The sequence below is a fragment of the Phytopseudomonas argentinensis genome (assembly GCF_900113905.1).
Classification (GTDB): domain Bacteria; phylum Pseudomonadota; class Gammaproteobacteria; order Pseudomonadales; family Pseudomonadaceae; genus Aquipseudomonas; species Aquipseudomonas argentinensis.
Map to the genome: position 1 here is coordinate 936,982 of NZ_FORC01000001.1, position 19,871 is coordinate 956,852.

19 protein-coding genes and 1 riboswitch are annotated in these 19,871 nt (G+C 62.6%); of the genes, 7 read left to right on the forward strand and 12 right to left on the reverse strand.

Going from position 1 to position 19,871, the window contains the following annotated elements; translation table 11 throughout:
* Positions 1-17: 17 nt before the first annotated feature.
* From BM154_RS04275 to BM154_RS04285, 3 genes are all read right to left on the reverse strand, one after another.
* Complete coding sequence (locus tag BM154_RS04275; RefSeq protein WP_074881132.1) at positions 18-1,385, reverse strand: DUF1329 domain-containing protein; 1,368 nt, start codon at positions 1,383-1,385, stop codon at positions 18-20.
* A gap of 28 nt (positions 1,386-1,413) precedes the next feature.
* The gene (locus BM154_RS04280; protein WP_074881133.1) at positions 1,414-3,360 is read right to left on the reverse strand and encodes a DUF1302 domain-containing protein; all 1,947 of its coding nucleotides are present in this window, start codon (positions 3,358-3,360) and stop codon (positions 1,414-1,416) included.
* A 211-nt stretch (positions 3,361-3,571) separates the two neighbouring features.
* Complete coding sequence (locus BM154_RS04285) at positions 3,572-5,254, reverse strand: fatty acid--CoA ligase (RefSeq protein ID WP_074881134.1); 1,683 nt, start codon at positions 5,252-5,254, stop codon at positions 3,572-3,574.
* A gap of 185 nt (positions 5,255-5,439) precedes the next feature.
* On the opposite strand from BM154_RS04285, the gene BM154_RS04290 reads away from it, so the two are divergent.
* Positions 5,440-6,615: an acetyl-CoA C-acyltransferase gene (locus BM154_RS04290; RefSeq protein ID WP_074881135.1), complete on the forward strand. Its 1,176-nt coding sequence runs from the start codon at positions 5,440-5,442 to the stop codon at positions 6,613-6,615.
* 31 nt (positions 6,616-6,646) lie between these two features.
* On the opposite strand, the gene BM154_RS04295 is transcribed toward BM154_RS04290, so the two are convergent.
* Positions 6,647-7,276: a LysE family transporter gene (locus BM154_RS04295; protein WP_074881136.1), complete on the reverse strand. Its 630-nt coding sequence runs from the start codon at positions 7,274-7,276 to the stop codon at positions 6,647-6,649.
* Between the two features lie 132 nt (positions 7,277-7,408).
* On the opposite strand from BM154_RS04295, the gene BM154_RS04300 reads away from it, so the two are divergent.
* The 3 genes from BM154_RS04300 (at position 7,409) to BM154_RS04310 (ending at position 10,326) form a co-directional block, all read left to right on the forward strand.
* On the forward strand, positions 7,409-8,374 hold the full coding sequence (locus BM154_RS04300) for a 2-hydroxyacid dehydrogenase (protein WP_074881137.1): 966 nt from the start codon (positions 7,409-7,411) through the stop codon (positions 8,372-8,374).
* Positions 8,375-8,445: 71 nt separating this feature from the next.
* A complete protein-coding gene (locus tag BM154_RS04305; RefSeq protein ID WP_074881138.1) occupies positions 8,446-9,444 on the forward strand; it encodes a class I SAM-dependent methyltransferase in 999 nt (332 codons plus the stop codon).
* Between the two features lie 61 nt (positions 9,445-9,505).
* Positions 9,506-9,648: riboswitch (yybP-ykoY riboswitch) on the forward strand.
* An 87-nt stretch (positions 9,649-9,735) separates the two neighbouring features.
* Positions 9,736-10,326: a TMEM165/GDT1 family protein gene (locus tag BM154_RS04310; protein ID WP_074881139.1), complete on the forward strand. Its 591-nt coding sequence runs from the start codon at positions 9,736-9,738 to the stop codon at positions 10,324-10,326.
* 52 nt (positions 10,327-10,378) lie between these two features.
* Here BM154_RS04310 and BM154_RS04315 read toward each other — a convergent pair whose 3' ends face one another.
* The 4 genes from BM154_RS04315 to BM154_RS04330 all read right to left on the reverse strand — a co-directional run bounded on the left by BM154_RS04315 (position 10,379) and on the right by BM154_RS04330 (position 12,523).
* Positions 10,379-11,197 carry a M48 family metallopeptidase gene (locus BM154_RS04315; protein ID WP_074881140.1) on the reverse strand — a complete coding sequence of 273 codons (819 nt, stop codon included), beginning with the start codon at positions 11,195-11,197 and terminating at the stop codon, positions 10,379-10,381.
* Positions 11,198-11,425: 228 nt separating this feature from the next.
* Positions 11,426-12,043: an SOS response-associated peptidase gene (locus tag BM154_RS04320; protein WP_074881141.1), complete on the reverse strand. Its 618-nt coding sequence runs from the start codon at positions 12,041-12,043 to the stop codon at positions 11,426-11,428.
* A gap of 37 nt (positions 12,044-12,080) precedes the next feature.
* On the reverse strand, positions 12,081-12,341 hold the full coding sequence (locus BM154_RS04325) for a putative signal transducing protein (protein ID WP_074881142.1): 261 nt from the start codon (positions 12,339-12,341) through the stop codon (positions 12,081-12,083).
* Positions 12,341-12,523, reverse strand: coding sequence for a CPXCG motif-containing cysteine-rich protein (locus BM154_RS04330; protein ID WP_074881143.1), 183 nt, complete (start codon positions 12,521-12,523; stop codon positions 12,341-12,343). Before BM154_RS04330 ends, BM154_RS04325 begins: the two co-directional genes overlap by 1 nt.
* A gap of 144 nt (positions 12,524-12,667) precedes the next feature.
* Here BM154_RS04330 and BM154_RS04335 point away from each other — a divergent pair, with 144 nt between their 5' ends.
* Positions 12,668-13,831, forward strand: coding sequence for a 1-acyl-sn-glycerol-3-phosphate acyltransferase (locus tag BM154_RS04335; protein ID WP_208609413.1), 1,164 nt, complete (start codon positions 12,668-12,670; stop codon positions 13,829-13,831).
* A 66-nt stretch (positions 13,832-13,897) separates the two neighbouring features.
* On the opposite strand, the gene BM154_RS04340 is transcribed toward BM154_RS04335, so the two are convergent.
* Positions 13,898-14,482 carry a YajG family lipoprotein gene (locus tag BM154_RS04340; protein ID WP_074881145.1) on the reverse strand — a complete coding sequence of 195 codons (585 nt, stop codon included), beginning with the start codon at positions 14,480-14,482 and terminating at the stop codon, positions 13,898-13,900.
* Positions 14,483-14,622: 140 nt separating this feature from the next.
* Here BM154_RS04340 and BM154_RS04345 point away from each other — a divergent pair, with 140 nt between their 5' ends.
* Together BM154_RS04345 and mqo are read left to right on the forward strand one after the other, a co-directional pair.
* Positions 14,623-14,817 carry a hypothetical protein gene (locus tag BM154_RS04345; RefSeq protein ID WP_074881146.1) on the forward strand — a complete coding sequence of 65 codons (195 nt, stop codon included), beginning with the start codon at positions 14,623-14,625 and terminating at the stop codon, positions 14,815-14,817.
* A 481-nt stretch (positions 14,818-15,298) separates the two neighbouring features.
* The gene (gene mqo, locus BM154_RS04350; protein WP_074881147.1) at positions 15,299-16,789 is read left to right on the forward strand and encodes a malate dehydrogenase (quinone); all 1,491 of its coding nucleotides are present in this window, start codon (positions 15,299-15,301) and stop codon (positions 16,787-16,789) included.
* Between the two features lie 119 nt (positions 16,790-16,908).
* Here mqo and rpoS read toward each other — a convergent pair whose 3' ends face one another.
* The 3 genes from rpoS to BM154_RS04365 form a co-directional block, all read right to left on the reverse strand.
* Positions 16,909-17,913: an RNA polymerase sigma factor RpoS gene (rpoS, locus tag BM154_RS04355; RefSeq protein WP_074881148.1), complete on the reverse strand. Its 1,005-nt coding sequence runs from the start codon at positions 17,911-17,913 to the stop codon at positions 16,909-16,911.
* Positions 17,914-18,022: 109 nt separating this feature from the next.
* Positions 18,023-18,886, reverse strand: coding sequence for a peptidoglycan DD-metalloendopeptidase family protein (locus tag BM154_RS04360; RefSeq protein ID WP_074882367.1), 864 nt, complete (start codon positions 18,884-18,886; stop codon positions 18,023-18,025).
* A 46-nt stretch (positions 18,887-18,932) separates the two neighbouring features.
* Positions 18,933-19,862, reverse strand: coding sequence for a polyprenyl-phosphate transporter (locus BM154_RS04365; protein ID WP_074881149.1), 930 nt, complete (start codon positions 19,860-19,862; stop codon positions 18,933-18,935).
* Between the last annotated feature and the right edge of the window lie 9 nt (positions 19,863-19,871).

Here is a 19,871-nt window from a genome sequence, read left to right on the forward strand (position 1 = left end):
CTGGTTTTACGCGACGATCAGCGAACGCCAGACTGGCGCAGTGCTGCCGGCGTGTAGTCGCTTTCCTTGGCTGGATAGTCGAACTCGTAGGCGCGCTTCTCCTCGTTCTTCAGGCCCAGGGCCAGATAGCGACCGGAGAGCAGATCATGGATGACCTCGACGGCGTACCACGGCACCTGCTTGTCGTAGTAGTACTGGGCATGGGCTTCCGCTACGCGCCACAGGGTACCGCGACCGTCGTAGTGGTCGATGGCAGCGGCCTGCCAGGTATCCTCGTCGAGGTAGAAGTCACGCTTGGCATAGATGTGGCGCTCGCCCTGCTTCAGGGTCGCGGTCACGTGCCAGACGCGGTGCAACTCGTAACGGGTGAAGTCCGGGTTCAGGTGTCCCGCCTTGACGATGTCGGCGTACTTCAACTTCGTTGAATCGAGACGGTAGCTGTTGTAGGGAATGTAGATTTCCTTCTTGCCCAGCAACTGCCAGTCGTAGCGATCAGGCGAGCCGTTGTACATGTCGAGGTTATCCGAGGTACGCAGGCCGTCGGCGGCAGTACCCGGGCCGTCATAGGACACCTGCGGCGCGCGGCGCACACGGCGCTGACCGGCGTTGTACAGCCACGCCATCCGCGGCTCCTTCACCTGGTCGATGGTCTCATGCACCAGCAACACGTTACCGGCCAGACGCGACGGTGCGGTTACCCGCTGCTTGAAGTAGAACAGGATGTTGCTCGGCTGGCTGGTATCGACGCCCTTCATCATGCTGCGGAAAGCGAACTCTTCTTCCAGGCTGACCGGGCTGAACGAGCCATTGGCCTGCGGCGTCACCTGCACCACGTGGCGACGAACGCTGGCACCACGGTAGCGGGTGATGTGGTTCCAGATCGCTTCCAGACCGTCTTTCGGAATCGGGAACGGGTTGGCCAGCTGGAAGTTCTCCAGCCCCTCACCGCCCTGGATCAGCTTGGTGTTGGTCGCGTTCTGCTTGGTCGCCGCGATGATGTTGTCCGGTACGGTTGCCGAGCGATGCGTGGTGTAGACCGGCATCCGATAGGTTTCCGGATAGCGCTTGAACATCGCGTACTGGCCAGGCGTGAGCTTGTCCTTGTACTGCTCGACGTTCTGCGCGGTGATGGTGAACAGTGGCTTCTCGTTGGGGAACGGATCGGCCAGGAAGCCACCCGCGTCCACCGCCCCCGCATTGATGGGCAGCCCGCCCGTCCAGGCCGGGATGCTGCCATCAGCGTTAGCTGCCTTTTCGGCGCCGATCGGCGTCAGGGTATTACCCAGCTTGGCCGCCTCGTCCGCCGACACCGCTGCCATCACACCGGTGGCCAGCAGCGACAAGGTCAGAGCGCCAGTTTGCAACAGCCTTTTTGTTGTTCTCATAAATGCGTTTTCCTATGAATACGGGCGCTTAGAAGTTCATACCGAAGCTGAGGGCCAGGAAGTCACGATCAACGAGGGTGTTGTAACGACCATCGAAGAAGTTGGTGTAGGCGACGGTGGCGGTGTAGGTGTTCTGATATTCGGCATCGAGGCCCAGGCTGGCAGCCTTGGCGCCCTCATTGAACAACCCGTTGGGACCATAGCCGTCAACATCGTGGGAGAAAGCGACGTTGGGGCGCAGGTTCACACCGGCGAACACATCGCTGTAGTCCAGGATGCCGCGCATGCGATAACCCCAGGAGTTGGCAGTGGTGTAACCATGGTCGCCATAACGGGCAATGGACGTTTCGTTAGGGTCCACCGCACTGCCGGTGATGCCGTAGATAGGGTCACGACCATAGCGGTTCTTGTTCTTGCCTTCCAGGCCGCCCACGTGCGCGAAGCCGACTTCGCCCACCAGGGTCAGGCGGTCAGCGCCCAGCACCTGATCGAAGAAATGCGTGAAGGTGGTCTGGATCTGGGTAATTTCCTTGCGGTCATAGCCCTTCTGCACCGCCCCCGGTGCCGTGGTACCAGCTGCAGCGCCTGCGAGGGCAAGGGTCAGCTGCTGGGTGTTGATCTGCACCGGCGCGTTCGGGCGATAGCTGACTTCACCCTGCCAGGCCGTGCCGGTAGGCAGCGTGGTGGAGAAACTCAGACCATAGAGGCGGATGTCCTCGGGGTAGTCCATGAAGTAACTGCCGTTACCCACGGCCACAGCGGCGCCGGCAAGCGTGCGTGCCTGAGCGCCCAGGGGGCCTGCGAAAGCGGCAGGTGGCGCGGCGCCGAGCCAAGCATTACCCGAGCCTACCCAAGCTGCAGGGCTGCCAGCGGCACCAACCCCCAGGGTGTTGTAGATACTGCGAGCCGCAGCGCCAATTCTCGCCAGCGCTGCCGCATCGGCATTCTGCACACTGAGGAACGGCGTACGGCTGTGGTAATTCATGAAGTACGCGCCGTACTCGGTGTTATCGCCCTGCCAACGCAGTGCCAAGCCCCACTGCCCGTCATCGCGTGCAGTGTTGTCCTTGCCGCGACGCACCACCATGCCTTCCTGGGTGTAGTTCACACCGGCGGCCGACGCACCGATCGGCGCCAGCGCCGGCGCCCCGGCTGCCAGGGCATCGACGCCACGCAACAAGCCGACCAGGCTGCTGTTGAGGATGTTGTAGTTGTTGTTACAGCCATTGGCCGCCACGTCGGCGGTCGAGAAGAAGGTTCCGCAGTTATCGACAACGGTCTGTTTCCAGCTCAACTGGTAGAAGCTCTCCATCGACAACCGATCGGTGACGCTCTGGGAAACATAGAACATGTTGACCGGGATCAGACCTTCCTTGACCTCACTGCCTGGGCGCCGGAAAGCGGAAACGTCAACCGGGTTGATCGAGTTGATGCTGTTCTGGATGAAGGTACTTTCACCCCAGCTCACCACCTGCTTGCCCAGGCGCACGGAGCCGGGCTGATCGCCAATGCTGTAGTTGTGGTACACGAAGGTATCGAGCCATTCCGCACCGGCGGACTTGGCACCCGGTTTGCGGCCGTCGTCATCGATGTCCTTGAAGGGACGCGACTCATCTTTGAGTTCGAAGTCGTACCAGTATTTGCCCCGCACGAACACACCGGTATCGCCGTACTTCAACTCGAGGTCATGAATGCCCTTGAAGATCTTGGAGAAGGTTTCGCCGCGCTTGAAATTGAGACGACCGTCGTCACCCGTCTGGGTGTAGCCAGTGCCGCCATTGGCTTCGCCGATGAAACGATCGTCACGCTTGGCTGTCGACCAGCTAGCCCCCACGGACAGCGACGAATCGAATTGACCTTCGATTTCCCCGATATTGAAATTCACCGCGAATGCCGGGCTGGCAAGAGTTGATGCGAGGCTGACGGCCAGCGGCAGTTTTGCCAGACGCCAGAAAGGCCTTGTTGTGTTGGTCATCGACGCTACTCCATTTGTTTTTGTTATGGCTGATTGACTAAAGCCAGCGAGCTTGCCAGGTGATGCTTGCAGTGCCCCAGACACTCTGGCTCGCCGGTTTAGAGGGATCAGTCCCATCCGTGACAAGCCAAGAATGGCCTGAAACCAGCAATTAGCAAGCCAAACGCTTGTTTGACTGATCAGTCACATTTTTGACCTTGAAATTCGTGCTTTACAGGGACGATAAAAAATCACTTCCCGCCTCTTGCCACTGCGCCAGGTCAACGCGAATGCGCTTTTTGTCCAGCTTGCCCACACTGGTCTTGGGAATTTCGGTAACAAGGGCGATCTGCGAGGGAATCGCCCACTTGTTGATCAGCCCCTGCTCGACGAAGGGCGTGAGGTGCGCCTTGATAATTGCGGCGTCCAGCGGCTGGCCATCCTTGGCCACGACCAGGGCGAAAGGGCGCTCGCCCCACTGCTGATCCGCCACGCCGACCACGGCCACTTCGCGAACCGCTGGCTGGCGACTGATCAGGTCTTCCAGCTCCAGCGAGGAAATCCACTCGCCGCCGGTCTTGATCACGTCCTTGATACGGTCGCGGATGTCGATGAACCCCATGGCATCCAGGGTGGCCACATCGCCGGTATGCAGCCAGCCACGGGCCCACAATTCCTCGCCCTTTTCCGGCTCGCGGTAATAGCCCTGGGTCAGCCAGGGCGCTCGCACCACCAGTTCGCCCTGGGTCTCGCCGTCGGCGGGCAAGCACCTGCCTTCGCTATCCATGATCGCCGCCTCGACCAGCGGCACCGGAACCCCGGCCTTGATGCGGTAGGCGGTGCGCTGTAGCTCGCTGGCAGCGAGCAGTTCTTCATTGAGATAGCCGCAGGAAATCAGCGGACAGGTCTCGGACATCCCGTACGCGGCTGTCAGTTGGATACCCCTGGCCTTGGCCGCGTCATACAGGGCGCGATTGAGTGCGCTGCCGCCGATGATCACCTTCATGCCATTGAAGTCATGCCCCTGGGCGCCAGGGGCGGCGAGCAGCATCTGCAGGATGGTCGGCACGCAATGGGAAAACGTCACCTGCTCGCCCTTGATCAGCTGGCAAAGCATCTCCGGCTCGTAACGGCCCGGGTAGACCTGCTTTACGCCCAGCAAGGTGGCGACATAGGGCACGCCCCAGGCATGCACGTGGAACATGGGCGTGATGGGCATGTACACGTCATCGCTGCCCATCAGGCGAATGCTGTCCAGGCTTCCCAGGGTGGTGGCCATCGACAGGGTGTGCAGCACCAGTTGCCGGTGGGTGAAGTAAACGCCTTTGGGATTGCCGGTGGTGCCGGTGGTGTAGAAGGTGGTGGCAACGGAGTTCTCGTCGAAATCGGCGAACGCATAGCTCGGCTCGGCAGCCGCCAGCAGGCTTTCGTACTCACCGACAGAACCGGGGAGCTCGCCGGCGGCCGTGGCGTTGTCGCTCAGCAACAAGGTGCCGGTGACCGTGGTGAGTTGCCCGGCGATGCCCTGATACAACGCGACGAAATCGCTGTTGACCAGCACGAAGCGGTCCTCGGCGTGGTTCATGGTGTAGAGAATCTGTTCCGGCGACAGGCGCACATTGACGGTGTGCAGTACCGCGCCGAGCATCGGTACCGCGAACATGCATTCCAGGTAACGGTGACTGTCCCAGTCCATCACTGCCACGGTGTCGCCGGCCTTCACGCCGGCCTGGGTGAGCACGTTGGCCAGCCGCGCTACTCGTTCGTTGAAGGTCGCGTAGCTGTAACGCATCGTGTCGCGGTAGACGATTTCACGGTTTTTTTCGTAGCGACTGCCCGACAGCAGCAAGCTTTTGATCAGCAGCGGGTATGGGTGGGCATTCGCGGAGGGAGGGATGATGCGGGTCTGCAGCATGGGCTCACCTGTTCTGGGCTATTGTTGATGGTGACAGAGATGAAGCAAAACCTGAGCGCGCAGATGGCACCTTGCCAACAGTAGCGTGTACCGGCGCTCGCTCAATCAGCCAGATGGATGATTGTGTTGCTCACTGTAACCAACGAGACGGTTTTGCTCCCCCTATTGAAGATCAAGGTGAACACATGTCGGATATTGTTATCGTCAGTGGCGCACGCACGCCCATGGGTGGTTTTCAGGGTAGCCTGGCTCCGCTAAGCGCAACGGACCTTGGTGCCGCAGCGATCCGCGCTGCCATCGCCCGGGCGGGTGTCGCCCCCGAGGACGTGCAGGAAGTGATCATGGGCTGCGTGCTGCCCGCCGGCCTCAAGCAGGGCCCGGCTCGCCAGGCATCGCTGGGCGCCGGCCTGCCAAGCGCAACGGGCTGCACCACCATCAACAAACTGTGCGGTTCGGGCATGAAGGCGGTGATGCTGGCTCACGACCTGATCAAGGCCGGCAGCGCCCAGGTGGTGATCGCCGGCGGCATGGAGAGCATGTCCAATGCTCCATACCTGCTGCCCAAGGCGCGTGGCGGCTTGCGCATGGGCCACGGCGAGGTCAAGGATCACATGTTCTTCGATGGCCTGGAGGATGCCCGCACCGGTCGCCTGATGGGCTCGTTCGCCCAGGAGACCGCGGATCGCTACGGCATCACCCGCGAAGCGATGGACGCCTACGCCATCGAGTCGCTGCGCCGTGCGCAACAGGCCATGCAGTCTGGCCTACTGGCCGACGAGATCGTCTCGGTCAACGTGGCAACGCGCCAGGGCGAGGTTCAGGTGAGCGAGGATGAACAGCCGCTGAGCGCCAGGATAGACAAGATCACAAGCCTGAAACCGGCCTTCAGCAAGGACGGCAGCATCACCGCCGCCAACGCCAGTTCGATTTCCGATGGCGCCAGCGCGCTGCTGCTGATGAGCGCCGAACAAGCCCGGGCACGTGGCCTGCAGCCGTTGGCACGCATCGTCGCCCACTCGACCCAGAGCCAGGATCCCAGCGAGTTCACCATCGCCCCCATCGGCGCTATCGGCAAGGTGCTGGACAAGGCTGGCTGGGGCAAGGACGAGGTCGACCTGTTCGAAATCAACGAGGCATTCGCCATGGTCACCATGCTGGCGATCCGCGAACACCACCTAGACCACGCCAAGGTGAACATCTATGGCGGTGCCTGCGCCCAGGGCCATCCTGTCGGCTCGACCGGCTCGCGGCTCATCGTCACCTTGATCAACGCCTTGCGCCAAACCGGTGGCAAGCGCGGTGTCGCCTCATTGTGCATCGGCGGTGGTGAGGCGACGGCGGTGGCGCTGGAAGTGCTCTGACCGCCACGAAATAGGCGCGCGACCGCGCGCCCTACTTCAGTTCGGTAAACGCCAGCTTGATACCCAGGCCGACCAGCACCGCGCCCATCAGGCGGTCGAACCAATGGCCCATGCGCGCGAAACCATCACGTACGCGCCGCTGGCTGAACAGCATCGCCACCAGGCAGAACCACAGCGCCGTGGCCACGGCCAGGTAAACGCCATAACCGCCCTGCACCAGCAGCGGGGTGTGCGGATTTATCACCACGGTGAACAGCGACAGGAAGAACAGCGTCGCCTTGGGGTTGAGGCCATTGGTCACGAAGCCGGTGATGAACGCCGCACGCGGGGTTCGTGCCGGTGCCGGAGCCTGGGATTGCGCCGCAGCGGGCGCCGCTGGCTTGGCGCGCAGTGCCTTGAACCCGATGTACAGCAGGTAGGCAGCGGCCAGCCACTTCAGGGCATTGAACAGCACGATCGACTGCGAAACGATCAGCCCGATGCCCGCCAACGAATAGGCCACATGAAGAAAGATCGCGGTGCCGACACCCAGGGCGCAGAAAACGCCGATGCGCCGGCCGTGAGCGACGCTCTCGCGCACCACCACGGCGAAGTCCGGGCCTGGGCTCGCGACGGCCAGCAGGTGAATGACGGCAACGGTAAGAAATTCCATCCAGTACACGGCGGCTCCAGGAGATGGCTGATTGATCCAGGTGGCGAAGGCTGACGCCCCCATGCAGAGCGGGCAGACGGCAGAGGCCTTCTGATAGGCTGCACTGTACTTCCCAACCGGACAGTCATAAAGGTACAGCTGATGAGCAAAACAGGCCGCGCAGTGTTTCTCGATTATCGCTCCCTCGACCTTGGCGACCTTGACATGGCGCCGCTGCGCGAGCTCTTCGCCGAGCTGGTACTGCACGACCAGAGCACCCCGGCGCAGGTCATCGAGCGCCTGCAGGGTGCCCGCGTGGCGATCAGCAACAAGGCGGTGATCGATGCTGCGGTGCTGGCGGCCTGCCCCGAACTGGAGCTGATACTGGTCGCGGCCACTGGCACCAACAACGTCGACCTCGCCGCAGCCCGGGCGCACGGTGTCACAGTGTGCAACTGCCAGGGCTACGGCACGCCATCGGTGGCCCAGCACACCCTCACCCTGCTGCTCGCCCTGGCCACCAGTCTGCCTGAGTACCAGCGCGATATCAGCGCCGGCCGCTGGCAGCAGTCGCCCATCTTCTGCCTGCTCGATCATCCGATCGTCGAACTCGAGGGCAAGACCCTGGGCCTGCTCGGCCACGGTGAGCTGGGCAGCGCGGTCGCCCGGCTGGCCGAGGCATTCGGCATGCGCGTGCTCTATGGGCAACTGCCGGGCCGGCCAGCCCGGGACGATCGGCTGCCACTCGATGAGTTGCTCGCCCAGGTCGATGCCCTCACCCTGCACTGCCCGCTGACCGAGCGGACGCGCAACCTGATTGGCGCCCGGGAACTGGATCTGCTCAAGCCCGGCGCCTTCGTGATCAACACCGCCCGCGGCGGTCTGATCGACGAGCAGGCCCTGGCCGACGCCCTGCGCGCCGGCAAGCTGGGGGGTGCGGCGACCGACGTGCTGACCCAGGAGCCGCCCAAGGACGGCAATCCGCTGCTGGCTGCCGACATCCCGCGCCTGATCATCACCCCCCACAGCGCTTGGGGCGCCCGTGAAGCGCGCCAGCGGATCGTCGGCCAACTGGCGGAAAACGCAGCAGGCTTTTTCGCCGGGCAGGCCAAGCGCCAGGTCAGCTGACCCCTGATGCATCGGACTTGCAGCTTGCGGCCCACGCCCCTACCCTTCGCGCTTTTACCGGGGAAGAGCTGATGGATCCGCGAAGTGAAGTGCTGCTGCGTCAGGCCGAGCTGTTCGGTGGCTCGGCCTTGCTCGCAGGCCTGCCGGCCGATGATCTGCTCGGGCACCTGCCACAGGCCGCGGGCTGGAGCTGGCATGCCGGCGACCATGCCCGGCTGGACCAACGCTTCGCCGGGCGCAGCGCCTTTGACGTCACGCCGCCAGCCGCGCTCGTCGAGACGGCCGTGTTGTTCCTGCCCAAATCCCGCGAGTTGACCGCTTACCTGCTCGACGCCCTGGCCGCCCGATTGCCTGGCAAGCTGCTCTATCTGGTTGGCGAAAAACGCGCCGGCGTCGAGCGCGCCGCCAAGCAGATGGCGGCCTACGGTACGCCACGCAAGCTCGACAGCGCCCGCCACTGCCAGCTGTGGCAGGTACGCGTGGATAACGTGCCGGCAGCGCCAGACCTGAATGCACTGGCGCAGCGCTACAGCCTGCCGCTGGCTGACGGCTCCCTCGATATTGTCACCCTGCCCGGCGTATTCAGCCACGGCCGCCTGGATATCGGCAGCGCGCTGCTGCTCAAGCATCTCGATCAGTTGCCCGACGGCCATCTGCTTGACTTCGGCTGCGGCGCCGGGGTGCTGGGGGCGGTGCTCAAGCGCCGCTACCCACACAGCCAGGTCACCCTGCTGGACGTCGATGCCTTCGCCGTCGCCAGCAGCCGCCTGACCCTGGCGGCCAACGGCCTGCAGGCGGATGTCATCAGTGGCGATGGTATCGCTGCGGCGCCTGCCGAGCTGAGCGCCATCCTCAGCAATCCGCCGTTCCACCAGGGCGTGCACACTCATTATCAGGCCAGCGAAGACCTGCTGCGCCAGGCAGCCCGACATTTACGCAAAGACGGACAGATCCGCCTAGTGGCCAACCGCTTTCTCAAGTATCCGCCGTTGATCGAGCAGCATATCGGCCCGTGTCACACCCTGGCCGATGCCGATGGCTTCCGCATCTATCAAGCCGCCAGCCGATGAGCAAAGCTGCCTGCGGCGCAGCGGCGCAGGCCTTGCCCAATGCACAGCGTTTGGGCAGAATGCGCGCGTCCTAGGGGAGTAGTCTCCCGCGAGCGCCAGCTCGCCCGGCATGCATCAACATACTTGGTCGGCTGACCATGGTGCGTGCGACCCAAGATCCGCCCAGACGGATCTGCGCCGTTCGGCTCGAACGCCGCAGGGTTTGACAAGACCTATGACACGAGCACCTTACCCGGGGCGGGGAGGCTGTACGTGTCATAGCCGTGTCTACCCGCCCCTTTAGGAACCCCGATGCTGGAATCTCTTTTCGTTCCCACCCTGATCGTTGCCCTGGCGGAAATCGGCGACAAGACTCAATTGCTCGCGCTGTTGCTGGCTGCCCGCTTTCGCAGGCCCTGGCCGATCATCTGGGGCATGGTGGTCGCCACCCTGGCCAACCACCTGGCTGCGGGGGCAGTGGGCAACTGGGTGGCCGGCCTGCTGTCGCCGGCGCTGCTGAGCTGGATCCTCGCGGTATCCTTTATCGCCGTGGCGCTGTGGACGCTGATCCCCGACAAACTCGATGACGACGAAAGCTCCAGTCTGAAACGCTACGGGCCGTTCCTGACCACACTGATCGCCTTTTTCCTGGCCGAGATGGGCGACAAGACCCAGGTGGCGACCGTGATGCTCGCCGCCCAGTACCCGCACTTCATCATGGTGGTGCTGGGCACCACCCTGGGCATGCTGATCGCCAACGTGCCGGTGGTGCTGGCCGGCAACTTTGCCGCCGACCGCCTGCCGCTCACCCTGATTCGCCGGCTCGCCGCCATCGCCTTTGCCGCCCTGGCGGTGTACGCCGCCTACCAGGCCATGCTGCTGAGTGGTTTTCTCAACGGCTGACAGGCCAGCGCCCGGCCAGCGCTTGCGCACGGCGCTGGCCGGAGCATCGCGATCAGCCCTTCTTGGCCTGCTGGTAGAGCGGCATGACCTTGGGAATGGCCGCCTGCAGCGCGGCGATACGGCTGGACGACGACGGGTGCGTGCTCATGAACTCCGGCGGCGCCCCCTCGCTGGCCTTGGCCATTTTTTCCCAAAGGGTAACTGCCGCGTTGGGATTGAAGCCGGCACGGGCAGACAGCTCCAGACCAATCAGGTCGGCTTCGTTCTCGTTGCTGCGGCTATTGGGCAGCGTCATACCGTAGTTCACCGCGGCGTCGGCCAGCGCCATCTGATCCGAGCTCACACCGAGCAGCGCGGCGGCGCCCTGCTTGGCCAGGTTCAAACCATAGGCCTTGGACATCGCCTCACGGCCATGCTCACGCAGGGCGTGGGCGATCTCGTGCCCCATCACCGCGGCGATTTCATCGTCGGTGAGTTTCAGTTTTTCGATAATGCCGCTGTAGAAGATGATCTTGCCGCCGGGCCCACAATTGGCGTTGAGCTCCGGGCTCTTGATCAGATTGACTTCCCACTGCCACTGCGCCGCATCGGGGCGGAACAGCGGCGCCTGCTTGATCAGGCGATCGGCGATTCGCTGCAGGCGCTTGGCATCGGCACTGGTCTTGTCCAGCACACCTTTGCCGGAGGCCTTCTGCAAAGTCTCCTGGTAGGACTGGGCGTACATCTGGTTGACTTCATCGGTCGACAGCGCGCTGAACATGTACTGCTTGCGCTCGACACCCACCGCGCCACCGCTGGTGGTGTTCACAGCTTGGCATCCTGCCAGCAGCAGTGCCGCGGTCAGCGTGGTAATGGACAACGACGATTTCATGCTGGAACTCCCTGGGACCTTGAACGAAGTATGCTATCAGGCTGTTGAAAAACGTAGGCGAGACAGCTGACGCGAGGCCTGGGCGGCCCCACAAAAAACCGCGGAAAAGCGGAGCCTACGACTTGTGTGCACAAGCATTTTAAGGCTGTTTTCAACGATGCGGCGGCCACGTAGGCAGTTTTTCAACAACCTGCTAGGTGCTGCACGTATTTCAGCGCAAGCCAAGGCTCAGGCAGGCGTCAGACACTCCGGCCCGTCGAGCGTCGGGTCATTGACCAGATTGCTCAACACCCGTTCCCGCAGCGCCTGCGGCGTGCCGACCAGCAGCGCCTGCAGCTGTTCAAGCGGGGTATCGGCAGCCAGCCAGCGCTGCCTGCCCTGGGCATTGAGGATCAGTGGACGACGCAGCGTCGCCGCCGCCTGGGTGATCATCGCCGCGCTCAGGTAGACGTGCCCCTCGACCGGGTAGGCCTCCCAGACCGCAGCGAAATAGAGCAATGATTCCTCACCGCTCAGCCAATAGGGCCGCTTGCGCGCCGCCCCCCGCCACTCGTAGAAGCCATTGGCCGGAATCAGGCCGCGGCGCAGGCGAAATGCTTCGCGAAACATCGGTTGCTCGGCCAGGGTTTCGGCGCGGGCATGGGCGGGCGTTTTCGACAAATCCTTGAGCCAGGCAGGGGTTAGCCCCCAGCGCGCGCGAACCAGCGCAGGCTGCTCGTGCTCGCCGCGCAACAACAGCACCTGGGAGCCAGGTGCGAGGTTCCAGTGCGGCTGCTGGTCGGCAGGAAAACCTGGCTGCGCCGCGAAGGCGGGCGTCCAGCGAAACAGCGCGAAGCGTCCACTCATGAAAGGCTCGATCGGGATGGGCGGGCGTACCGTTGACTCAACACAGCAACACGCCCTGAACGTCGTCGGGCTCGTCACCGGGTAGCGGTTGCGCGCCATTGTACTCGGCGATCAGCCAGCGAGCGCGTTCGGCGTTCTCGTCCTCGACCAGCATGCCGAGCAGCCCGCACGCCGGCAGTTCACCCACCGCGCCAGCCAGATGAACCCCTACCAGATGCGCCTCGATGCCCTCGCTGGCCAGCATGGCCTTGAGCAACTCGCCTTCCATCAGGTCCTGCGGTTCGTAGATGCGCCTCATCAGTCGTTCTCCCCACGTACATCCAGGTGCCAGGCTTGCCCATCGGTTTCCAGCAGGAAGACGATAGGCCGGCAGCATACCGGGCAATCCTCGATGTATTGCTGATCGCCGGCCGACAGGTCAAGAACCGCCTCGACGGGCTCACCGCAGTAGGGGCACTGATAATCCTGGGTTTCCAACATGGGGCGCCTCCGTGACTTGCAGGTTATAATGGGCGGTCTAGGTGCTGCCCCTGGAGCCACCGTCATGCTGTATCGGCGCGTGAACGTGGCACATGGTGCAGGGCCTGAACTCCTCAATCGCAGCGACAATCACAAGAGATCATGATGGGCGAATTCGACAGCATCCGACCCTATGCCGACGCGGAAATTCCAGCGGTTCTGGCACGTCTGTTGGCCGACGATGCATTTCTCGACATCCTTACCCAATTTCGCTTTCCCCGCCTGGCCAGCCCGTTTGGCTGGCTGCTCAAACCCCTTATAGCCCATCGCCTGCGTGGGCAGTTCCGCCATATCGGTTCGGTACGCGCGCTGCAGGAATCCATCGAGCCCTACATCGACCGCACCGTCGAGCATGCCACCGATGGCGTGACCTATTCGGGCGTTGAGACGCTTAAGGCCGGCAGCCCCTACCTGTTTCTGGCCAACCACCGCGACATCGTCATGGATCCGGCCTTCGTCAATTACGCGGTATACCACGCGGGCCTGCAGACCCCCCGTATCGCCATTGGCGACAACCTGTTGCAGAAGCCTTTCGTCAGCGACCTGATGCGCCTGAACAAGAGCTTCATCGTGCATCGCTCGATCAGCGGTCGCCGCGAAAAACTCGCGGCCTACCAGTTGCTGTCGGCCTATATCAGCCATTCGATCTGCCAGGACGGCGAGTCCATCTGGATCGCCCAGGCCGAAGGCCGTGCCAAGGACGGTGATGACCGCACCGACTCGGCAATCCTCAAGATGTTTCATATGAGCCGCAAGGACGAGCCCTTCGCCGAGGTCATCGCCAGCCTCAAGCTGACACCGGTGTCGATCAGCTACGAGTACGATCCCTGCGACCAGGCCAAGGCCCGCGAGCTGTACACCCGCGCCACCACCGGCAGCTACACCAAGCAGCCGGGCGAGGATGACAAGAGCATCGGGCTGGGCATCACCGGCTACAAGGGGCGCGTACACGTGCACTTCGGCGACCCGATCACCAGCGGTTTCGAGGACGCCAAGCAGCTGGCCGCCCTGACCGACGCGCAGATTCTCACCGGTTACCGCCTGTTCCCCGTGCACTACCTGGCCTATGCCATGTGGAGCGAACGCGATCCGCAGCTGGACGTGCCAGCGGCCGAGTCCCTGTTCGGCGCCGCCGAGCTGTCAGCGGCCAAGGAACAATGGCAGCAGCGCCTGAACCGCTGCCCAAGCGAGCAACAGCCCTACCTGATCCTCCAGTACGCGATGCCGGTGCGTAACCAGTACCGCGTCAAGGCTGGCCTGCCGCTCTGACCTCAAAGCGTCCCCGGCAATAAAAAAGCCCCGACATGTCGGGGCTTTTTCTTGGCTGCCGTCAGATCACTGACCGCTGAGGATCTGCCCCAGGGTCGGATCCTTGAAGGCGCGCGTCAGCGCATCGCTCAACACGTCGCTGACCAGCTTGGTGTTGGTTTCCTGGTTGGGCGCCATGCCGAAACGCTGATTCAGCGAGGCACCGTAACGGCCACTATAGCGGCGATTGCTGTTCTGCACGTCGGCACGGAAGCTGGCGGTCATGTTGGCTTCGGTGACGTACAGGCCTTCCTTGGGCGACTGGTACTTCAGCTCGGCCAGGGTCAGGGTCAACTGCGGGGCGTTGTAGGCATTCGCCGAAGGAGTGAAGCCCAGCAGGCGCACGGCCGCCTCGGCCTGAGCCTGCAGCTTGGGCAGCACATCCTGCCCCGATACGCTGATGGCACTGGTTTCCGGATACAGGCCGCCACGGGTTCCCAGCACCGGGGAAGGACGTCCATCGACCACCCGCACCACAACCGGCTGGCCCTGGCCGACAGGCGTCAGCGAGCCGATCAGCTTGGGCTGCGGGCTGAGTTGCTGAGGGCTGTGGGCACAACCGACAAGAGCCAGACTGATAACGGCAACCAGACCAAACAACAGGCGATTCATACTCGGTTCTCCATGGGGGCGCTTAAGGCTCGCGAAGTATAACGAATCGACCTGTTTTAGGTGAGCGCGGTTCCACGTCACCTGTGCGTCACATGCCGGCGGTATAAGACTTTAGTCGCTTTGCACGAAGGACGCTTTTGATGCGCGCACTCCTGCAGAAATTCGCCAGCAGACCCCAGCAGCGTATTTTCGCCTGCCTCGACGAGCACGGCATCTGCCGCGCATTCCACCAGAGCGCCCAGCCACCGGGGTCTGCAGGCTGGCATGAAGTCACTGAGCAGCGCCTCAACTGGCTCGGCGCCCGCCTGCCGAAAAGCGCCTTCACCTCGCGCTGAACGCCCGCCCGGGCGTTTTCCATCGGCAATTGCGTGCGCAATAAAAGTCACACGCACTGATCACTTGCCGCGCTTTCGCCTTATAATCTCGCCCCGATTATAAGGACGCCTCCTGATCGGCATCGCCGTACCGCTGATGCATTCATGCCATCGGCAACGCCACAGAGAGTCGCCCACTTCGTGCTGCTCGCTATCAATGGCCTCTTCATCATGCGGTAACCGCGTTTTCGCGGAACATCTGCGGCCGGGGAAGGCTCAACAGGCACATGAACTTTTGAGGTTCGCGTTTCAAAAGAGCGCGAAAAAACGGTTTCAATAACTTCACAAGAGTGTGGCGAACATATGAACCAACTTGCGGCAGGACTGGGCGGCCTCCTCCCCTCATCCCCATCCTCAATACAGCTCTGCAACCGCTGACAGGCGCCTTTGACGCCCAGGCCGACGGCCTATGACTGGAAGCTGATTTTTTGGAGATGTGGTAATGGCGCAGAACGATTACGAAGCTGTAGATGTAGTGCTGGTCGGTGCCGGCATCATGAGTGCGACCCTGGCTGTAATGCTCAAGGAACTCGATCCGGGCATCAAGCTGGAGGTCGTCGAGGCAATGGACCACGTTGCAGTGGAAAGCTCCAACCCGTGGAACAATGCGGGTACCGGCCACGCCGGTCTGTGCGAGCTCAACTACACCCCCGAAGCTGCCGATGGATCCATCGACATCAAGAAGGCGGTGAGCATCAATGCTCAGTTCGAGGAGTCCAAGCAGTTCTGGGCCTACCTGGTCAAGAAGGGTACCTTTGGCGCGCCCAAGTCCTTTATCAACCCTGTCCCGCACCTGAGCTTCGTACGCGGCCAGAAAGGCATCGATTACCTCAAGAAACGCTTCGAAGCGCTGCATGTACACCACGCCTTCGAAGACATGGTGTACAGCGAAGACCGCGCCACCATGACCGAGTGGATGCCACTGATGATGCCCGGCCGTGATCCGCAGGAGCCGATCGCAGCGACCCGCGTGGCCAATGGTACCGACGTCAACTTCGGCGCACTCACCAAGAGCCTGCTCGACCACCTGGCCCAGCAGAGCGAGGCCCGCGTCACGTTCAATCAGAAGGTCACCGACCTGACCCGCAACGAGCACGGCTGGCGCGTGAGCACCAAGGATCAGCAGAACGGCACTCATCGGCAGATCCAGGCGCGCTTCGTGTTTCTCGGTGCCGGGGGTGGCGCCCTGCCCCTGCTGCAGCTGTCCGGCATCGCCGAAGGCAAGGGCTTTGGCGGCTTCCCGGTCAGCGGCCAGTGGTTGCGCTGCGACAACCCGGAGGTGGTCAACCAGCATCAGGCCAAGGTCTACAGCCAGGCCGAAGTCGGCTCGCCGCCGATGTCGGTACCGCATCTGGATACCCGCGTGGTCGATGGCAAGAAGTCGCTGCTGTTCGGGCCCTACGCGGGCTTTACCACCAAGTTCCTGAAGAAGGGTTCGCTTCTCGACCTGCCGATGTCGGTGCGCCTGAACAACATCGGCCCGATGCTGGCCGTGGCCCGCGACAACTTCGACCTGACCCGTTACCTGGTCAAGGAAGTGATGCAATCCCAGGAACAGCGCCTGAACACCTTGCGCGGCTTCTATCCGGAGGCCAAGGCCAGCGACTGGCGCCTGGAGATTGCCGGCCAGCGCGTGCAGATCATCAAGAAGGACGCCAAGAAAGGCGGCATCCTGCAGTTCGGTACCGAACTGGTGGCGGCTCAGGATGGCTCCATCGCCGCCCTGCTGGGCGCCTCGCCAGGCGCTTCGGTGACCGTTTCGATCATGCTCGACCTGATTCGCCGCTGCTTCCCCGACCAGGCGGCCTCGGCTGAATGGCGCAGCAAGCTGGACGAGATCTTTCCGGTACCGGCCTCGGTGCTGGCCAAGGATGCCGAGCAATACCGTGCCGTGCAGGCACAGTCGGATGCCCTGCTGCAATTGCGAGCCTGAGCAGGCGAGCCTGACGGAGACGGCGCCCTTGAGGCGCCGTTTTCATTGCAGCTGCCGATAAGCAGCCACAAAAAAGCCAGCCAGCAGAGCTGGCTGGCCCAAGGCCTGGCAGGCCGGGGTTACTGGAACAGTGAGTCGGCGGACAGGCCGTTTTTCTCGAGTATCTCGCGCAGGCGCTTGAGCGCCTCGACCTGGATCTGCCGTACCCGCTCACGGGTCAGGCCAATCTCCTGACCAACCTCCTCGAGCGTACAGCTCTCGTGGCCACGCAGGCCGAAGCGACGCACCACCACCTCACGCTGCTTGTCGGTCAGATCCGAAAGCCACTGGTCGATGCTCTGGGAAAGATCGTCGTCCTGCAGCAGCTCGCAGGGGTCGGTAGGTCGATCATCGGTGAGGGTATCGAGCAGGGTCTTGTCGGAGTCCGGCCCCAGGGAGACGTCCACCGAGGACACACGCTCGTTGAGGCCGAGCATGCGCTTGACTTCGCCCACCGGCTTTTCCAGCAGGTTGGCGATTTCTTCAGGGGACGGTTCGTGGTCGAGCTTCTGGGTCAGCTCCCGCGCAGCGCGCAGATAGACGTTCAGTTCCTTGACCACATGAATGGGCAGGCGAATGGTGCGGGTCTGGTTCATGATCGCCCGCTCGATGGTCTGGCGGATCCACCAGGTCGCGTAGGTGGAGAACCGGAAACCACGTTCGGGATCGAACTTCTCGACCGCGCGAATCAGCCCCAGATTGCCTTCCTCGATCAGGTCCAGCAGCGACAGGCCACGATTCACGTAGCGCCTGGCGATTTTCACCACCAGCCGCAAATTGCTTTCGATCATGCGCTTGCGCCCGGCGGGGTCGCCCTTCTGCGCCAGACGCGCGAAGAACACCTCTTCCTCGGGGGTAAGCAGGGGAGAAAAACCGATTTCGTTGAGGTAAAGCTGAGTGGCGTCGAGCGCCCGGGTGTAGTCGATGTACTTGTGTTGCTTGCTGCCCGCGGGCTGCTTGGCCTTGCTGCGCGTAACCTTGACAGGAGCCGCCGCGTCACTGGCCTCGTCAAGATCGATGTCCGGCTCCATCAGGAGCACTTCTTCATCGATGTCAAACTCCGGCGCCTTGGTATTGAGTGCCATATTATTGTTCCGTCCCTTGCTGAGTTCGACCAGCAAGCCCTGATGCGCACTTCTCCTTGGCAACATCCGAGCCCGTCCATCCAACATGAGGGAGTGAACGAGCGACAGATCAACGACGTGGCAGGTATTGCATTGGATCCACTGGCTTACCCTGGCGGCGAATCTCGAAATGAAGCTTCACCCGGTCAGCCCCCGTGGAACCCATCTCGGCAATTTGTTGCCCGACCTTGACCTGCTGCCCCTCACGTACCAACAACCTGCGGTTATGACCGTAGGCACTCACGTAGGTATCGCTGTGCTTGATGATCACCAATTCGCCGTAGCCCCGTAACCCACTCCCGGCGTAGACAACGGATCCTCCAGACGCAGCAAGGACAGGCTGTCCCAATTCACCTGCTATATCAATGCCTTTATTCAAACTGCCGTTTGAGGAAAAACGTCCGATAATCGCACCACTTGCCGGCCACGCCCAGCCTGTCGCGGACCGCTGGACAGGCTCTACAGGCGTAGTGGCAGGCGCTACCACAACCGGTGTCGACGGGCGGCTGGTGGTTTGCGCCGGGGGCGCCTGCACCGGCGTGGAGGGCCGGCTGGGGGTGGTCACCACAGGCGTCGAGACGCTCGGCGCGGAAGCCGCCACCGGCCTGCTCGAACTGGCCGAACCGAAGCGAATCACCTGGCCAACGCGAATCAGATACGGCGGCGCGATGGCGTTGTGCGCAGCCAGTGCTTTCCAGTCCCAGCCATAGCGAAAGGCGATCGAATAAAGTGTATCTCCACGTTGCACCCGGTACTGGCCGGATGTCACCGGCTGGCGCTGTGAAGCCGCGCTGTTGCGATCGACGACTTGCACACTACCGGAGTGCGAGCTGGCGCAGCCGGCCAGCAGCGCACTGATGGCTGCCAGAACCAGCAAGCTGCGCAACTTGCCCGAGCAACGATGTCCTTGCTTGGCTGTGGAACTCACCCCAATCTCCCTTGCAGACGGCCTCGAACGACCCGTAAAGAACGTCGAAACGTCACACTTCTTCAGCCTGGCGACGGCGCGCCAACCATTCCACGCCGAGCACCAGCGCAACGGCACACAGGCTCAATGCGATGGCCAGCAGCAGCTGCGCATCCTCGCCACTGACGTCGGCAAACTGCCACGGCAATAGATTGACCTGCTCGAGTGGAAACGATTCACCATGTCGATTGGTTTGCCAGGTCAGGGTTTGCTTCCAGGGCCAGACCTTGACCAGTGAACCGAGCATCAGCCCCGCTAGAAACGCCATGGTCAGGTCACGCATGTTGGCGAGCAGCCAGCTCAATGCCTTCGAAAAGGTCAGCAGCCCCAATACACAACCGGCGCAGAACACCGCCAGCACAGCCACATCGAAATTCTTCACGGCGCCCAGCACCACCGGATAGAGGCCTAGCAATACCAGAATGAAACTGCCGGAGATGCCCGGCAGGATCATTGCGCTGATGGCGATGGCGCCGGCGAAGAACAGCATCAGCGGGTCGGCAGAAAGCTGCATGGGCACTGCCAGGGTGATCCACAGGGCGAATACCAGACCAACAGCGAAGCCGACCAGCCGATTGCTGCGCCAGGCTTGCACCTCACGCCCCACCAAGTAGACGGAGACCAGCACCAGGCCGAAGAAGAATGCCCACAGCGGCACCGGGTGTTCATTCATCAGGTAGCTGATGGCCCGTGCCAGGGTGAACACGCTGCTCAGGATGCCCAGCAGCACGACCAGCAGGAAGCTGGCGTTGCAGGCCTGCCAGGCCGCCGCGATACGCCCGCGGGCGACCAGCATCAGCGCCTGAGGCATGGCCGCGAAGGAGCCGAGAAGCTTGTCGTATATACCGGTGATCAGGGCGACGGTGCCACCTGAGAAGCCAGGCACCACATCGACCGCGCCCATCGCCATGCCTTTGGTATACAGCAACAAGGTTTTCTTCATGCATCCTTC

Bases quoted from the DNA above. Each gene is read 5' to 3' on its own strand.
- BM154_RS04275 (WP_074881132.1), bottom strand. From the start codon at position 1,385: ATGAGAACAACAAAAAGGCTGTTGCAAACTGGCGCTCTGACCTTGTCG.
- BM154_RS04280 (WP_074881133.1), bottom strand. From the start codon at position 3,360: ATGACCAACACAACAAGGCCTTTCTGGCGTCTGGCAAAACTGCCGCTG.
- BM154_RS04285 (WP_074881134.1), bottom strand. From the start codon at position 5,254: ATGCTGCAGACCCGCATCATCCCTCCCTCCGCGAATGCCCACCCATAC.
- BM154_RS04290 (WP_074881135.1), top strand. From the start codon at position 5,440: ATGTCGGATATTGTTATCGTCAGTGGCGCACGCACGCCCATGGGTGGT.
- BM154_RS04300 (WP_074881137.1), top strand. From the start codon at position 7,409: ATGAGCAAAACAGGCCGCGCAGTGTTTCTCGATTATCGCTCCCTCGAC.
- BM154_RS04305 (WP_074881138.1), top strand. From the start codon at position 8,446: ATGGATCCGCGAAGTGAAGTGCTGCTGCGTCAGGCCGAGCTGTTCGGT.
- BM154_RS04310 (WP_074881139.1), top strand. From the start codon at position 9,736: ATGCTGGAATCTCTTTTCGTTCCCACCCTGATCGTTGCCCTGGCGGAA.
- BM154_RS04315 (WP_074881140.1), bottom strand. From the start codon at position 11,197: ATGAAATCGTCGTTGTCCATTACCACGCTGACCGCGGCACTGCTGCTG.
- BM154_RS04320 (WP_074881141.1), bottom strand. From the start codon at position 12,043: ATGAGTGGACGCTTCGCGCTGTTTCGCTGGACGCCCGCCTTCGCGGCG.
- BM154_RS04325 (WP_074881142.1), bottom strand. From the start codon at position 12,341: ATGAGGCGCATCTACGAACCGCAGGACCTGATGGAAGGCGAGTTGCTC.
- BM154_RS04330 (WP_074881143.1), bottom strand. From the start codon at position 12,523: ATGTTGGAAACCCAGGATTATCAGTGCCCCTACTGCGGTGAGCCCGTC.
- BM154_RS04335 (WP_208609413.1), top strand. From the start codon at position 12,668: ATGGGCGAATTCGACAGCATCCGACCCTATGCCGACGCGGAAATTCCA.
- BM154_RS04340 (WP_074881145.1), bottom strand. From the start codon at position 14,482: ATGAATCGCCTGTTGTTTGGTCTGGTTGCCGTTATCAGTCTGGCTCTT.
- BM154_RS04345 (WP_074881146.1), top strand. From the start codon at position 14,623: ATGCGCGCACTCCTGCAGAAATTCGCCAGCAGACCCCAGCAGCGTATT.
- mqo (WP_074881147.1), top strand. From the start codon at position 15,299: ATGGCGCAGAACGATTACGAAGCTGTAGATGTAGTGCTGGTCGGTGCC.
- rpoS (WP_074881148.1), bottom strand. From the start codon at position 17,913: ATGGCACTCAATACCAAGGCGCCGGAGTTTGACATCGATGAAGAAGTG.
- BM154_RS04365 (WP_074881149.1), bottom strand. From the start codon at position 19,862: ATGAAGAAAACCTTGTTGCTGTATACCAAAGGCATGGCGATGGGCGCG.